This window comes from Flavobacterium sp. 22659 (assembly GCF_052044235.1).
GTDB lineage: Bacteria > Bacteroidota > Bacteroidia > Flavobacteriales > Flavobacteriaceae > Flavobacterium > Flavobacterium johnsoniae.
This window is the reverse complement of record NZ_JBQEMU010000034.1, coordinates 1-14765: the sequence shown is the minus strand read 5'-3', so window position 1 is coordinate 14765 and position 14765 is coordinate 1. Positions and strand designations below refer to the sequence as shown.

Sequence of the window (14765 nt, the reverse complement as noted above, 5' to 3'; positions counted from 1 at the left end):
TACAATCTCTAAAATCTAAAAAAAACGCATCTAAATAAGGATTGGCATGATTACTCCTTATTTATTTTCTTATATTTTTTATGATGTCAAGAACCTGACTTACTTTAGCTGTTAAACCGTCAAAGTCTTTTTTGTCTAATATATCTTTTGAAATTAATTGTGAACCTAAACCAACACAGGTTGCTCCTGCGTTAAGCCATGAACTCAAACTTTCAACAGTTGGGTAAACACCGCCTGTAGGCATAATGTTTGTCCACGGGCATGGTCCTTTTATGGCTTTTATAAATTCTGGTCCGTAAGTATCTGCCGGAAATAATTTTACAATTTCACAGCCTAGTTCTTCCGCTCTTGCAATTTCGCTAAGCGTACCGCATCCAGGAGACCATAATACTTTTCGGCGGTTGCAGGCAATCGCAATGTCTTCTCTAAATACCGGAGTTACAATAAAATTAGCTCCTAAACTCATATATAATGACGCCGAAGCAGCATCTGTAACAGAACCAACTCCTAAGATCATTCCCGGAAGTTCTGCTAAAGCGTATTTATTTAAAGCTCCAAAAACTTCATGCGCAAAATCACCTCTGCTGGTAAATTCCATTAATCTGGAACCACCGTCGTAACAAGCTTTTAAAACTTTTTTACTTAATTCAATATCAGAATGAAAAAACAACGGCACCATTCCGTTATCTTTCATTGTCTGCGCAACCTCTATTCTTGAATATTTTGCCATTTTTTTAATTAATTATCTTGATACTAATGCAGAACCATCACCATCAATCATATTTTCAACTTCTTTTAAAGTAACCAGATTATAATCGCCTGCAATTGTATGTTTTAAACAACAAGCCGCAACAGCAAAATCTAATGCTCTCTGATTATTATTTTGATATTCTAACAATCCGTAAATTAATCCTCCCATAAAAGCGTCACCGCTTCCTACTCTGTCAACAACAGGAGTTACCTCTTTTACAGCTGCCTGATAAATTGCTTTTCCGTCAAACAAAACACCGCCGATTCTTTGGTGTGAAGCACTTACAGAATAACGAAGTGTTGTTGCCGCCACCTTTAAATTTGGGATTAACTGAAACAATTTTTCGTATAAAACCGGAAGCGATTTTTCGTCCTGATAATTCGGATTTACTTTCGGAATTCCTAACATGAAATACGCTGTATCAATGTCTCCTAAAATAACATTGCTGTATTGCAGCATTTCTGGCATAACTTCGCTTGGCGCTTTGCCGTACTGCCATAATTTTGATCTGTAATTTAAATCGCAGGAAATTTTAATTCCCAGTTTATGCGCCACTTTAATAGCTTCTAAACAAGCTTCTGCAGCAGTTTGAGAAATAGCCGGCGTAATACCGCTCCAATGAAACCATTCAGCACCTGCTAAAACTTTCTCCCAGTCTACCTGCCCTTTTTCAATAGATGCCATTGCACTGTGCGCGCGATCGTACACTACATTACTGCCGCGTGTTCCGGCTCCAGTCTCCAGAAAATAGATTCCTAAACGTTCTCCTCCATAAACAATGTTTTTAGATTCGACATTCATTTTTCGTATTTCTTTCAATGCCGATAAACCAATCTCATTTTGAGGTAATCTTGTAACAAATTCAGCATTTACACCATAATTTGCCAGAGAAACACATACATTAAATTCTCCGCCTCCGTATGTAGCACCAAATGCTGTTGACTGCGAAAAACGTAAATGTCTTTCTGTCGACAAACGAAGCATGATTTCTCCAAATGCAACTACTCTACTCATACTATCTTTTTTATATTTTACCATTAAGACATTAAGAAAATTAAGCTCTACTTTATATTCTCTTTGCTATTAAAGGTTAAGTTTATTAAGCCAATTTGCTTAATTATCTTTATTACTTAAGTCACTATTTATTAAACCAAAAACTTAATTTTCTTAATGTCTTAATGGTTTAAAAAAAATTAAAATTTGAAATATTCTTTAGCATTATTGTATGAAATATCAGAAACTAATTTTCCAATCCATTCCATATCATTTGGAAGTTCTCCGCGTTTGATTTCGTCTCCAAGGAGATTACATAAAATACGTCTGAAATATTCGTGTCTTGGGAATGATAAGAAACTTCTTGAATCTGTAAGCATTCCAACAAAACAGCTGATTAATCCCATATTTGAAAGTGCATTTAACTGCTTTGTCATTCCGTCTTTTTGATCTAAAAACCACCATCCAGAACCAAATTGTACTTTTCCGCGAACGCTTCCGTCGTTGAAGTTTCCAATCATCGTAGCCATAACTTCGTTATCAGCTGGATTTAAGTTGTAGATAATTGTTTTTGTCAATTTATCTTTACTGTCTAAAGCATTTAAAAAACTAGATAGTTTTTGTGCCTGCGGATAATCTCCAATAGAATCCCATCCTGTATCTGGGCCTAAAATCCTGTGCATACGCGCATTATTGTTACGCAATGCACCTAAGTGAAATTGCTGCACCCATCCAAACTCATGATACGTTTCTGATAAGAATATCAAAACAGCACTTTGGAATTTTAAAGCTTCTTCTGGCGTTATGATTCTGTTTTCTCTTTTCTTTTTGAAGATTGAACTGATTTCAGATTCTGTAAATTCTTCAAAATAAATTTGATCTAAACCGTGATCGCTTAATTTACATCCGTTTGCATTAAAAAATTCAATTCTGTTTCTTAACGCTGACTGTAAATCAGCAAAAGTGTTAATTGCAACTCCGGACACATCCCCTAATGTGTCCAGATATGCATTATAACCATCATTAGCAATTAAGATGGCTTTATCAGGTCTGAAAGCCGTACTCATTTTAATTCCAGTCGAATTGTTAGCGAATTTTTTGTGAAATTCTAAACTGTCAATTGGATCTTCAGTAGTACAAACTAATTCAGCGTTTACTTTTTTAAGAAGGTTCTGCGTGCTGTAAGCCTGAGAATTTATTTTCTCTGTTGTTTCTGTATAAATTTTCTCAGCTGATTTTTCATTCAACAGATCATAAATATCAAAATAACGAGCTAATTCTAAATGCGTCCAGTGGTACAAAGGATTACGCATTGTATAAGGAACTGTTTTTGCCCAGTTTAAGAATTTATCTTTATCAGATCCGTTTCCTGTTACAAACTGCTCATTGATTCCTAACGTACGCATTGCACGCCATTTGTAATGATCGCCGTTAATCCATACATTCGTAATGTTATCAAAAATCTTGTCCTCTGCAATAAACTGCGGATTTAAGTGATTATGGTAATCAATAATCGGCTGATTTTTAGAGTAATTGTGATATAACTCTTCAGCGTATTTATTTTCTAATAAAAAATTGTCGTGTATGAATGTATTTGCGCTCATGTCTTTTTTAATATAATTTGAGAATTATTCTTCGTTTGAAGGTTTTCCAATTGTAGCTAAGATTCCACCGTCAACATATAAAATATGCCCGTTTACAAAATCACTCGCTTTGGAAGATAAAAATATTGCTGCTCCGGCTAAATCACTTGGATCTCCCCATTTTGCAGCAGGAGTTCTGCTTACGATAAAATCATTAAACGGATGTCCGTCAACTCTAATTGGTTTTGTCTGCTCTGTTGCAAAATAACCTGGCCCGATTCCATTGATTTGAACGTTATATTTTGCCCATTCTGTTGCCATGTTTTTCGTCAGCATTTTTAAACCGCCTTTTGCAGCAGCGTAAGCAGAAACCGTATTTCTTCCTAATTCGCTCATCATAGAGCAAATGTTGATTATTTTTCCCTGACGTCTTTCAATCATTCCTTTTGCAACATGCTTAGAAACAATAAATGGACTTACTAAATCAATATCAACCACTTCTCTGAAATCTGAAACTTCCATATCCAGAAGTGGGATTCTTTTAATGATTCCGGCATTGTTAATCAGGATATCAATTGGCCCAACTTCTGCCTGAATTTTAGCAACAGCATCTTTTACTTCCTGTTCTTCAGTTACATTAAATTTATAACCCACTGCATTAATCCCTTCACTTTGAAGTTCTTTTACAGCATTATCAATTTTTTCCTGAGATGAATTTCCGTTTACAACAATTGTTGCTCCGGCTTGTCCAAGTCCTTTTGCCATTGCCATTCCCAGTCCATGCGTACTTCCTGTAATAAGGGCAATTTTTCCTTTTATGTCAAATAAGTTTGTCATTTTCTTATCTTAAATCAGTGATTTTACAAACGTCCATATCTCCGTAATCTAAGTTTTCACCGGCCATTCCCCAGATAAAAGTATAGTTGCTGGTTCCTGAACCTGAGTGAATTGACCAAGGCGGCGAAATTACTGCCTGATGATTGTTCATCCAGATATGTCTTGTTTCTTGAGGCTGTCCCATAAAATGGCAGACCGCTTGATTTTCCGGAATATCTAAATAAAAATAAACTTCCATTCTACGATCGTGAACGTGAGCCGGCATAGTGTTCCAAACGCTTCCTGGTTTTAATTCTGTCATTCCCATTTGCAATTGGCAGGTTGTAACAACACTTCCAATAATCATTTGGTTAACGGTACGGTGATTTGCCGTTTCCATTGTACCCAATTGTAATTTATTCGCTTCAGCTAAACTTACTTTCTTAGTAGGATAAGTTGTGTGTGCTGGTGCAGAGTTTAAATAGAACTTAGCAGGATTGTTTTTGTCATCACTTTTAAAAACCACCTCTTTATTTCCAGCTCCAATATATAAAGCATCTTTAAATCCTAATTCATAAGTTGTTCCTTCAACAACCACAGAACCGCTTCCTCCTACATTAATAATTCCAAGCTCTCTTCTTTCTAAAAAATATGGTGCTTTTAATGGATCAATAGTTTCTAAAACTAAATCTCCTTTTACGGGAACTGCAGAACCTGCAATATATCTGTCGTAATGAGAATAAACCAATACAACTTCATCTTCCTGCATTAAATCATCAATTAAGAATTCTTCTCTCAATTGCTGTGTATCATATTTTTTTACAGCTTCTGGACTTGACGCGTATCTTGAACTATATTTTGTCATAATTTTTATTTAATGTAATCGATTGCACAAAATTAATTTTTTATATTGAAAAACCATAATTCAAATGAAAAAATTATTCTATTTAGAAAAATTATCCATTACAAATTTGTGATCGGACTGTATCTAGGAACTAAAGATTTCATTACAATCCATCCTGTTAAATAACATACAGCACAAATAGAGAAAATGATAAAATATCCTGCCTCTATTCCTTTGAATCCCATAAAAACCATTTCAGTTTCTTTAGCATAATCAAACAAAACTCCAGAGCCTTTATTGATTAAAGTCGATCCTACTCCTCCTGCTAAACCACCAATTCCTGTAATTGTTGCAATAGCTTTTTTAGGGAACATATCTCCTACCGTTGTAAAAATATTTGCCGACCAAGACTGGTGTGCCGCTCCTGCAATTCCAATAATGATTACCGGAACCCAGTAACTGATATATCCTAACGGCTGCGCAATTAAGGCAAGCAACGGGAAAAAAGCAAAAATTAGCATCGCTCGCATTCTTCCTTCGTATGGATTCATTCCTTTCTTTTCTACAAAATAAGTTGGAAGCCAGCCGCCAATAATTGATAATAATGTAATCATGTATAAAACAAATAATGGTAAAGCTGCTTCTGTAGAATCCATTCCGTAAACTGAGCTTAAATAAGCCGGAGTCCAGAATAAGAAAAACCACCAAACACCATCTGTCATAAATTTACCAAAAGCAAAAGCCCAGGTTTGTTTGTATTTAAAACAGTCTACAAATGAAACTTTTGAAGTTGTTTCCGGAACATAACCCTCTAATTTGCTGTCTGCAATATCATCCTGCTGAATATAAGCTAATTCTTCAGGACTTACTCTTGGGTGTCTTTCTGGCTTGTCATACATGAAAACCCAGAATCCCATCCATATAAAACCTAATGCTCCAATAATGATGAAAGACATTTCCCATCCAAATGATTTAGCAATAAACGGAATTGTAATTGGAGCTGCCAATGCACCAACTGTCGCACCAGCGTTAAATATACTTGTAGAAAATGCTCTGTCTTTTTTAGGAAAATATTCTGCTGTAGTTTTAATTGCTGCAGGAAAGTTTCCAGCTTCTCCAACTGCCAAAACAAAACGAGCAAAAATAAACAAAGCTACACTTACATTAATTACAAGTCCCGTGTCGTTTATTGTACTTATAATTTCTTTTGATCCATGAAATCCTACCAGCCAGTTTCCTGTAATAATTCCAGAAGTAGCGATACCACAAAATGCATGTAAACAAGCTCCTACAGACCAAATTCCAATTGCCCACAGAAATCCTTTTTTAGTATCCATCCAGTCTATAAATCTTCCTGCAAATAATAAAGAAACGGCATAAAAAATAGAAAATAAAGCCGTGATATTTCCATAATCGTTATTTGTCCAATGAAATTCCGGTGCAATAAAATCACTCCAAGTTAAAGACAAAACTTGTCTGTCGAGATAATTAATAGTGGTTGCAAAAAAAAGCAGAGCACATATACTCCAACGATATCTTCCTGCGGACTTAACGGTTTGATTTACTGTAACAGCATCGGTTTGACTCATGGTAACGGGTTATTATAGTTAGATATTTTTTTTTGGAAAAATCTTATACACACTACGCATAATTTAAACACATTAAAATCAATATTTTAATTTTATAAAACCGTAATAATGTAATCGATTGCACAAATATAGTTTTTAATCTTTATATTCCAAATAAATTGTATATAAAATTATTTTAACAATCTAATTTAATATATTGCATAAAAAAAAGAACTCAAAATTACACATTAAACAATATATATGTTAAAAGTCAATAGATGAATTTTATCCGTTTTTAGGGGTAAAATTGTCCTAAAACAAGATAGGTTTGAAAGAGTTTTATCCTATATTGTCACTTTTAAAACAAAAGCTGCAAACAAGCAATAAATCATTGTAAAACAACTAATTAAACTTAAAATTGAAAAACACAAAAACCCTTTATTTACTCACTGTCCTGCTTTTTTCAGGAATTGTATTACATTCAAGTGCTCAAAATCAGGTTATCCCGCTTTGGAATAAAATACCTGATGAAATCAAATCAGCCGACTATAAAGAAAAAGAAGTTATCACAGATGGAAAAGTACAAAGTACCAGTTTAGTTACAATACCTACTTTAACTGCATTTTTTCCTGCTGTAACAAAGCCAAATCAAACTGCTGTAATTATTCTGCCGGGCGGAGGTTACCAGCATTTAGCCATCGATAAAGAGGGAACAAAAGTCGCGCAATGGTTTAACAGCTTGGGAATTCCGGCTTTTGTGCTTAAATATAGACTTCCGAGTGATTTAATTATGAAGAATAAAAATGTTGGGCCGTTACAGGATGCACAGGAAGCTGTGCGTTATGTAAGGCAAAATGCGGCAAAATGGAATATTGATCCTAATAAAATTGGAATATTAGGCTTTTCTGCCGGCGGACATTTAGCATCTACTGCCTCAACACATTATGATGACAAAGTGTATGAGTCTGCATATAAAGTAAGTGCGCGTCCGGATTTTTCTCTTTTAATATATCCGGTGATTTCAATGGAAAACGAAACGACGCATAAGGGTTCTCAGACTAATTTATTAGGAAATAATCCGTCTCAGGATTTAATTAACTCATTTTCAAACGAAAAGAAAGTTACAGCGCAGACCCCGCCTGCTTTTTTAATTCACGCTACAGATGATACTGTTGTGATACCGGAAAATAGTATAAATTATTATTTAGCACTCAAAAAAAATGGTGTTACAGCGGAGTTACATTTATATGAAAAAGGAGGCCATGGTTTTGGATTAGGCGTAAAAGATACAAGCAAATTCTGGACTAGAGACTGTGAAGAATGGCTTAAAGCAAATGGTTATAATTAAAAAACAGAAAAGGCAAAACGTATTACGTTTTGCCTTTTATAAAAAAAAAACAAAAAAAGAAATTAAAAACCAATTTTAATTTTTCCTAAGCAGTCACTTCTTGTTCTGCAATATTTTTCTTGGGAACCAGAACTGCTTTTGCAGCCACTTTTGGTTTTGCTGCAGGCTTCTTTTTACCAAATTTCTGTTTTCCCCACCAGATAATAAATCCGGTAATAGGCAGTGTTGCCGAAATCAAACTGGCAAAAAAAGCGATAAATTTTCCTGTAAGTCCCAGTACGCTTCCCACATGAATATCATAGTTCATTCTGCGGATTTTATCCGGAATATTAGCATCTATATATTTTCCTGAAAAAGGGGTTTTAATCGAGATTTCTTTTAAACTCTGCTGATCAAAACTATAACGGTCCATATTATAGAATGTATTTTTTTGTTTGTAAACAAAAGCTCCAATAGGATCTGCCGGTTTTGACGGAATTGATATCAAAATTCCAGATGCCTGCGGATTTTCCTTTTGCATTTTAAGCAAAACTTTATCGGCAGTAGTAATATCAAAAGCTTTAATATTAGTTGTATCAGATTTTGGAGATTCACGGTTTTCAGTCAATGGTTTTCCTCCAGAAGTAACCCAGTATAAGGATTTACTCCACCACCCAAAGCTCCAAACCAAACCGGTAACGGCAATAAAGAAAAGAAAGATACAGCTGTAAAAACCCAGTACATTATGAAAGTCATAATTAACACGTTTAAAACTGGCATCCCACTTAATTTTAAAGCTCTTATCGATAATTGATTTGATCCATTTGGTTGGCCACCAAAGCACTATTCCTGAGATTAAAAGCACAACGAAAATTAAAACTGCAACACCTACAATTGGTCTTCCAATATCATACGGAAGCCATAAAGCACGATGACCGTTTAATATCCATCTGAAAAAATCCGGCGAATCTCCTCTTGAAAAAGTTTTTACGTTTAATATTTCTCCTGTATACGGATTCATATAAACGCTGATAAAAGTTCCTTGTCGTCTGCCTTTTTTAGGCTTTTCTCCCTTTTTCCCTTTAGCTTTTTCAGAAGGCTTTCCCTGAGATTTTACCTCTCCTTTTTGGCCTTTATTTTCGGCGATATCATTTTTCCTGCCTTTTCTTTCACCTTTTTTATGTTCTCCCTTTTCTCCTCTGCCTTTTTCGTTATCTTCTTTTTTTTCAACAAAATAACCTACAATGGCAGCATCGTCTTTTTCGCCAAAAGTAACACTTGCAGCATGCTTGTCCTTCATCTTTTTATCGGCTATAGTTACCAACTGTGAGGGAAGTAAAAATGCTTTTTCCTGAGGCTCTACAAAACGCCAGTCTTCGATAAAATCTTTTATTTCATTTTCAAAAACATAAATACATCCTGTAAGGCTGACAATAACTACAATAATTCCAGATGCCAGACCAAGCCACAAATGAAGCCAGGCCATAACACGCTTAAAAAGCGATTTTTTACTTTTTTTCTTAGTATTAGGTTTTGGTTTTGAAGAAGAAAACATATTTTTTGATAGATAAATAGAATAAATAAAACCGCAAGTCCCCGCCAAAAGACTCACGGTTTTAAAAAATAATTAATATTTTAATTTCTGAATTGCAGTAATCTGACCGCCTTCAACTTTCATACCTTGTGTAGCTGCTGCAGAGGTACCATTGATGGTATAAATCCAGTTTCCATCAGGTGTATTTACACCAAGAACAGCAGAATTTCCATCTTCTGTTGCAATATTGTAACGAGTAGTAGCACTTGTTAATAAAGCCGGCATGCCCGTAACCCATTTAAAGGTTTGGTTGTATACATCAGCAACAGCTAACTTAACAGCTCCAGAATTAGTCCCAGGAGTTCCGTACATTAATAATAAGAACTTACCATTTGAGATGTAACTTGTTGAAGAAATTTTGTACCCTCCTGATTTTTCCTGAACATTAAAGAAGTAAGATTTGTCAAATTCTGTAGTGCCTTTATTAATTCTAACAACAGCCGAAGGTTTTGTAGAACTAACTACACCGTTAGCTGTTCCAATAGCTCCGGAAAATCCGTAAGCATCTCCTTTTTCATCCTGAAACAATCCATTAGTAAAATAAGCTCCTAAGTAACTTGTACGGTCATCTTTAATTACTTTTTCTAATTTTAGGTCTGGATAACTGTATACAGCTACCCAAGTACTATCAGCATGTCTAGTTCCAAAAGTATCCGGAGCAATACCATTAATTTTCATATAAGGCATAAATACTTTATCTCCCACCTGAGTTGCCCAGGTAAAATGAGCTCTTTCTGCTAAATCTGGATTTTTATTTCCAATTAAAAGTCTGGTATCTTGTGATACGGTTCCTGTAAGTATCGACTGTTCTGCATCAACTTTATACATATAAGAAATTGAAGCGCCGCTTCTAGGTACTTTTACCATTAAAATATCTTTGTTAACGGGTGCAAAAACTTGTACTGTTTCCGCCTGAAAATTTGAAGTCTTAGTTAAATCTCCATTCGCAGTTAAGCCATAAGTAGTAACAGCTCCCGGATTTCCCTGACCGTATAGGAAACTAAAAAATTTATTTTGCGTTGATAAATAGTAACGATAAGTACCGTCTTGTTCTAATCCATTTCCTGCCGTGGTAATAGATCCTTTTGTAATGTCGTCAGCAGTTAATAAATAATCTGCTACTCCAGTTGCTCCTGTAGAAACAGTAACTATATATTTTGATTTTCCAGTTTCTCCACTACTTCCTTCATTTTTTTCGTCGTTACTCTCACATGAAGTAAAAGTGAAAGCAAACGCAGCTAATAGTAAAGGTAATTTGCTAATTGTTTTCATAAGTATTAAAGTTTATATTAAATTATTTATTCGACTTGTTAAAGAAGTATCTAAATTTTAAATAAAAAGCACGACTAGGTTTTTGAAGTGAAAAATTATCTACAAGCTCATTATCCAATAAGTTTTGACACTCTAAGGCGATATTGTATTTTCCATCGGCCATTGTGTAAACCAAGTTTAAATCATGCTTAAACTGTACTGGAATATCGTGTTTACCATTTGAGCCTCCTCTACTTGGCCAGTACAAATAATAAGCGTGTACATAAAGAAGATTATAGCCTACAGATAAATTATTTCCTTTTTTAAATACATCGTTGAAAAAAACTGTTCCATCCAGATTACCAAATAAATAAGGAATATTGGGTACTCTGTCCTTGTAGTAATAGGAAACAAAATTTTGCTCTGGCTCATATTTGGTCATATTGCGTATATCCTGATAAGTCATATTAATACCAGATGTAAAACGCTTTTTGTAAGAGTATCGAATCTCTCCATCAATACCTTTTGTTCTTACACTTCCCTGATTAACAGTTACAGTTTTGTTCTGATTATTGTTAAATTCAGTACGAATAAAATCAGCAGCATTACGATATATACCATTTACATCAAATGTTAAGGCATTAATATCATTAAAACTGGTTTGATAACTTAAACCCAAATTAATATTGTTACTCGATTCTGGTTTTAAATTATTATTACCCTGTAAATTATCATTGGGATCACCAAATATTTCATTCGATGTAGGCAATCTATAGGTTTTTTCATAAGAGGCTTTTAGCTGCAAATTTTGCTTTAAATAATAGCTGCTTGCTCCTCCATAACCTAAAGAAGATGATTTATCATTTAACTCCATATAGGCAACATCTCCCCAGTTTCCAGAAGGATTATAACTTCTGGTGAGAGTAGTTTTTAAATCATAATTCTTTAAAAATAATGAGGTACTCCATTTTTGATTGTAGTCAAATTTATAGCCCAATGCCAAAATATTCTTTTGCAGCTTTTCAGGCTGCTGATACGTTATGGACTCAGGATAAAGTTCATCACTTCCTTTACGGTCAAATGTGTTAAATGTATTGTTTAATAATAAAGAATGACGTTCTCCTAAAGCATAAGTCGCATTGAAAGTGGCTATTCCATTGTTGTTTTTAAATTTATACAGAGATCTGCCGGCTTCTCCACCTGGACCAGCATTTGTTGTATATTGCCCAAACCAATTGTATCTTCTATTTACAGTATCTACAGTTTGTTCATAACCAAAATTAAAATTTCCCGTTACATCTACATTCAACCCTTTTGTAAACAAATCTTTTACCTGGTATTTTAAAGTAGGCATCAAAGTATTCCCGCGTCTATACCTTTCACCAAAAACTGCTACCATTCTGGCTCCGGTTTGAATATCAGCCTTATTTTGTCCGGCAGTAAAACCAACCATTAATTTATCGGCATATTTTTTACCCGTAATTCCAATATTAAAAATTACAGTTTCATTATGGTAATTATCATGAAATCTTCTTACTCGTGTTTCTGGATAATATTTACCAGTTTCCAAATCATTAGTTTCAACATTTACCCAATAATTATTATCCGAATAATTTTGAAATGCATTAATCTCTGTCGTAAAACCACTTTTTGAAGTATAGCCTGCGTTTACAGCAGTTTTAAACGTGTTGAATGATCCAAAGGAATAAGAAGCGTCTACATATGTTCGAGGTTTGCTGTTCGTTACAATATTAACAGCTCCTCCTAAAGCATCTCCACCCAGCCAAATAGGTACAACCCCTTTATAAACTTCTACACGATCTGCCAGGTTAATTGGAATATTATTGATTTGAAAAGACGAACCAAAATTATCCATCGGCACACCATCAATAAAAATTTTAATTTGGTTCCCAGAAAACCCATTAATAGATAATTCTGATCGGGATCCTACACCTCCAGCCTCGCGAAAACGTACTCCTGAAACCCTATCTAAGGCATGTGCCAGATCTAAAGTGGAGTTATGCAGTTTTTTTGCATCGACGGCTGTTACGTTATAAGCTTGTTTATTGATCTTTTCAACTGCCGAACGTCCTAGTACAGATACATTTTCTAATTCCTGCAATTCGTTGTCTAACTGAACTGGAATATTTATACCTGTTCCAGAAACTTCTATACTTTTTTTAAAGCCTGAAAAACCAATTGCAGAAACTTTTATAGTATACCTTCCCGGTTTAACATTTTTGAAAATAAACTTTCCGTTTTCGTCGGAAATCATACTTAAGTCAGTTTTTTCTATTACTATTGTTGCGAATGGAACTGTTTGCCCAGATTTTTCAACGACTTGTCCGGTCACTGTAAGCCCTTTATTTTGCTGGGAAAATGACAAGAACGAAAAGAAGAAAAATAAAATAAAAAATAAAATTTTTGGCGTTGACATATCTTTAATTAGACTAATTATAAATAACTTTGGCGCAAAAGTACTCTTAACAGCTTCAAAAAAGTTAGGGAAAAACGGATTATTATTTTGTAAAAACGGATTATATTTTGAAGATCAAATCGCAACTATCAGCCCATGAAAAACCAATTATTAATATTGAAATTAAAGACCATTACGATCCCAAAAGTATCCTTACTGAGGAAATTATAGACCTGAAAAAGGAAGAAACAGATGAAATAAAAAGTCACATTTTATCTACTGACGGAATGGTTCTTATTGATACTCAATTATGTCTCTCTAAATCACAGACTGATGTTTTTGAGATTAACGAAGAATGCGTTGTAATGGATTTTGTTAACTCCGGCAACATCGAAACCGATATTGAACTCCCTGAATCAGATAAATATATAAAAGAAAGTACGCACAATATTTTTTACACCACAAAATTTAAAGCTACTTATACGATTCCCGCATTTGAACAAGTAAATTATTTAGCTATTATTTTTTCCAAAGAATTTTATTATAACATAATCAATGAGGATTGGAAAGTTCATGAAAAATTTTCTAAAAACATTCATTTAAAAAAATCAAGCTATCTCACAAATAAATACATCCCATTTACTCCTTCAATACAATGGATAATTTCTGAAATTAGAAACTGCAACCGAAAAGGTGCGCTGAAAAAAATGTTTCTCGAAACCAAAATCAGAGAACTTTTAATACATCAGCTCGAAGCCATTATTACACAGCCCGGACAAAAAGACAAAATTGACGATGAAGATTACTCTAAACTTCTGGAAGCAAAACTAATTCTGGAAAAAAATTATGTTCACGCTCCAAATCTAACTGAACTTTCGAGAATGATTTCGCTGAATGAATTTAAATTAAAGAAAGGTTTTAAAGCCTGTTTTGGAACAACCGTTAAAAGTTTTATTATTAAACTACGAATGGAATATGCTAAAGAATTATTTAAGGATAAAGCCTCAACAGTAAGTGAAGTAGCCTATAAATGCGGTTACAAAGATATTTCTCATTTCTCGGCTGCATTTAAAAGTTTCTACGGCTCCTCTCCTCAAAAATTTAAAAGCAATTGGGACTATATTTATTTTTGGATTACCGGAATTCTGATATTTAGTTAATAAAAAAGGATTTTAGATTAAGGCTGAATAATCAGCCAAATCTAAAATCCTAAAAAAATTAGACAGTATTTGTATAACAATTTTCTACAAGTTACCCACGATCAAATGAATATGTCAAATTTTAAAATTAAAAATCGTCTCTCCAAAAACATTTTTAACCGCAAAAACCATTAAAAACAGCAAAAAAGGTAAAACGCTGTTCTTTGATTTCTACGCAGCAAATCTATGCTCAGTTTTTGAAAAATCATTACGGCTTTCCGCATTCAGCAAAGATTTTTTCTAAAAATTTTGAACCTCCTAAAACACAAGGAATCTAAAACTTTAAACCTCATGCTTTTACAATTTATGACGAAGTTTTTAGATTAATAAAATACATTTAAAATTACCAAAACACAGAAAATAAACCCAAAAAAACTTTCTTGTTCTAGATTAAGCTGAGTTGAAATTGGAACCAATAAATTT

11 protein-coding genes are annotated in these 14765 nt (G+C 34.0%); 2 read left to right on the top strand and 9 right to left on the bottom strand.

Going from position 1 to position 14765, the window contains the following annotated elements:
- Positions 1-61: 61 nt before the first annotated feature.
- The 6 genes from ACTJIW_RS23115 to ACTJIW_RS23090 all read right to left on the bottom strand — a co-directional run bounded on the left by ACTJIW_RS23115 (position 62) and on the right by ACTJIW_RS23090 (position 6576).
- Positions 62-730 carry a bifunctional 4-hydroxy-2-oxoglutarate aldolase/2-dehydro-3-deoxy-phosphogluconate aldolase gene (locus ACTJIW_RS23115; protein WP_012026234.1) on the bottom strand — a complete coding sequence of 223 codons (669 nt, stop codon included), beginning with the start codon at positions 728-730 and terminating at the stop codon, positions 62-64.
- Between the two features lie 12 nt (positions 731-742).
- A complete protein-coding gene (locus ACTJIW_RS23110; RefSeq protein WP_044048511.1) occupies positions 743-1765 on the bottom strand; it encodes a sugar kinase in 1023 nt (340 codons plus the stop codon).
- 179 nt (positions 1766-1944) lie between these two features.
- Positions 1945-3348 (bottom strand): glucuronate isomerase, encoded by a 1404-nt coding sequence (uxaC, locus tag ACTJIW_RS23105; RefSeq protein WP_440715694.1) that lies wholly within the window; start codon positions 3346-3348, stop codon positions 1945-1947.
- Between the two features lie 24 nt (positions 3349-3372).
- The gene (locus ACTJIW_RS23100; RefSeq protein WP_440715695.1) at positions 3373-4164 is read right to left on the bottom strand and encodes a gluconate 5-dehydrogenase; all 792 of its coding nucleotides are present in this window, start codon (positions 4162-4164) and stop codon (positions 3373-3375) included.
- A 4-nt stretch (positions 4165-4168) separates the two neighbouring features.
- A complete protein-coding gene (gene kduI, locus ACTJIW_RS23095; RefSeq protein WP_083558628.1) occupies positions 4169-5008 on the bottom strand; it encodes a 5-dehydro-4-deoxy-D-glucuronate isomerase in 840 nt (279 codons plus the stop codon).
- 98 nt (positions 5009-5106) lie between these two features.
- Entirely contained in the window at positions 5107-6576 is a 1470-nt protein-coding gene (locus ACTJIW_RS23090; protein WP_433812454.1) for an MFS transporter, read from the bottom strand.
- Between the two features lie 397 nt (positions 6577-6973).
- On the opposite strand from ACTJIW_RS23090, the gene ACTJIW_RS23085 reads away from it, so the two are divergent.
- Positions 6974-7903, top strand: coding sequence for an alpha/beta hydrolase (locus tag ACTJIW_RS23085; RefSeq protein ID WP_149206778.1), 930 nt, complete (start codon positions 6974-6976; stop codon positions 7901-7903).
- Between the two features lie 85 nt (positions 7904-7988).
- Here the strand turns inward: ACTJIW_RS23085 and ACTJIW_RS23080 are convergent, their stop codons facing one another.
- The 3 genes from ACTJIW_RS23080 to ACTJIW_RS23070 all read right to left on the bottom strand — a co-directional run bounded on the left by ACTJIW_RS23080 (position 7989) and on the right by ACTJIW_RS23070 (position 13164).
- The gene (locus tag ACTJIW_RS23080) at positions 7989-9437 is read right to left on the bottom strand and encodes a PepSY-associated TM helix domain-containing protein (protein ID WP_440715696.1); all 1449 of its coding nucleotides are present in this window, start codon (positions 9435-9437) and stop codon (positions 7989-7991) included.
- Positions 9438-9509: 72 nt separating this feature from the next.
- Complete coding sequence (locus tag ACTJIW_RS23075; protein WP_440715697.1) at positions 9510-10748, bottom strand: DUF4374 domain-containing protein; 1239 nt, start codon at positions 10746-10748, stop codon at positions 9510-9512.
- Positions 10749-10770: 22 nt separating this feature from the next.
- Positions 10771-13164 (bottom strand): TonB-dependent receptor, encoded by a 2394-nt coding sequence (locus ACTJIW_RS23070; RefSeq protein WP_440715698.1) that lies wholly within the window; start codon positions 13162-13164, stop codon positions 10771-10773.
- Positions 13165-13271: 107 nt separating this feature from the next.
- Here ACTJIW_RS23070 and ACTJIW_RS23065 point away from each other — a divergent pair, with 107 nt between their 5' ends.
- Entirely contained in the window at positions 13272-14303 is a 1032-nt protein-coding gene (locus ACTJIW_RS23065) for a helix-turn-helix domain-containing protein (RefSeq protein ID WP_440715699.1), read from the top strand.
- Positions 14304-14765: the final 462 nt, after the last annotated feature.

Bases quoted from the DNA above. Each gene is read 5' to 3' on its own strand.
- ACTJIW_RS23090 (WP_433812454.1), bottom strand. From the start codon at position 6,576: ATGAGTCAAACCGATGCTGTTACAGTAAATCAAACCGTTAAGTCCGCA.
- ACTJIW_RS23110 (WP_044048511.1), bottom strand. From the start codon at position 1,765: ATGAGTAGAGTAGTTGCATTTGGAGAAATCATGCTTCGTTTGTCGACA.
- ACTJIW_RS23080 (WP_440715696.1), bottom strand. From the start codon at position 9,437: ATGTTTTCTTCTTCAAAACCAAAACCTAATACTAAGAAAAAAAGTAAA.
- uxaC (WP_440715694.1), bottom strand. From the start codon at position 3,348: ATGAGCGCAAATACATTCATACACGACAATTTTTTATTAGAAAATAAA.
- ACTJIW_RS23115 (WP_012026234.1), bottom strand. From the start codon at position 730: ATGGCAAAATATTCAAGAATAGAGGTTGCGCAGACAATGAAAGATAAC.
- ACTJIW_RS23100 (WP_440715695.1), bottom strand. From the start codon at position 4,164: ATGACAAACTTATTTGACATAAAAGGAAAAATTGCCCTTATTACAGGA.
- kduI (WP_083558628.1), bottom strand. From the start codon at position 5,008: ATGACAAAATATAGTTCAAGATACGCGTCAAGTCCAGAAGCTGTAAAA.
- ACTJIW_RS23070 (WP_440715698.1), bottom strand. From the start codon at position 13,164: ATGTCAACGCCAAAAATTTTATTTTTTATTTTATTTTTCTTCTTTTCG.
- ACTJIW_RS23075 (WP_440715697.1), bottom strand. From the start codon at position 10,748: ATGAAAACAATTAGCAAATTACCTTTACTATTAGCTGCGTTTGCTTTC.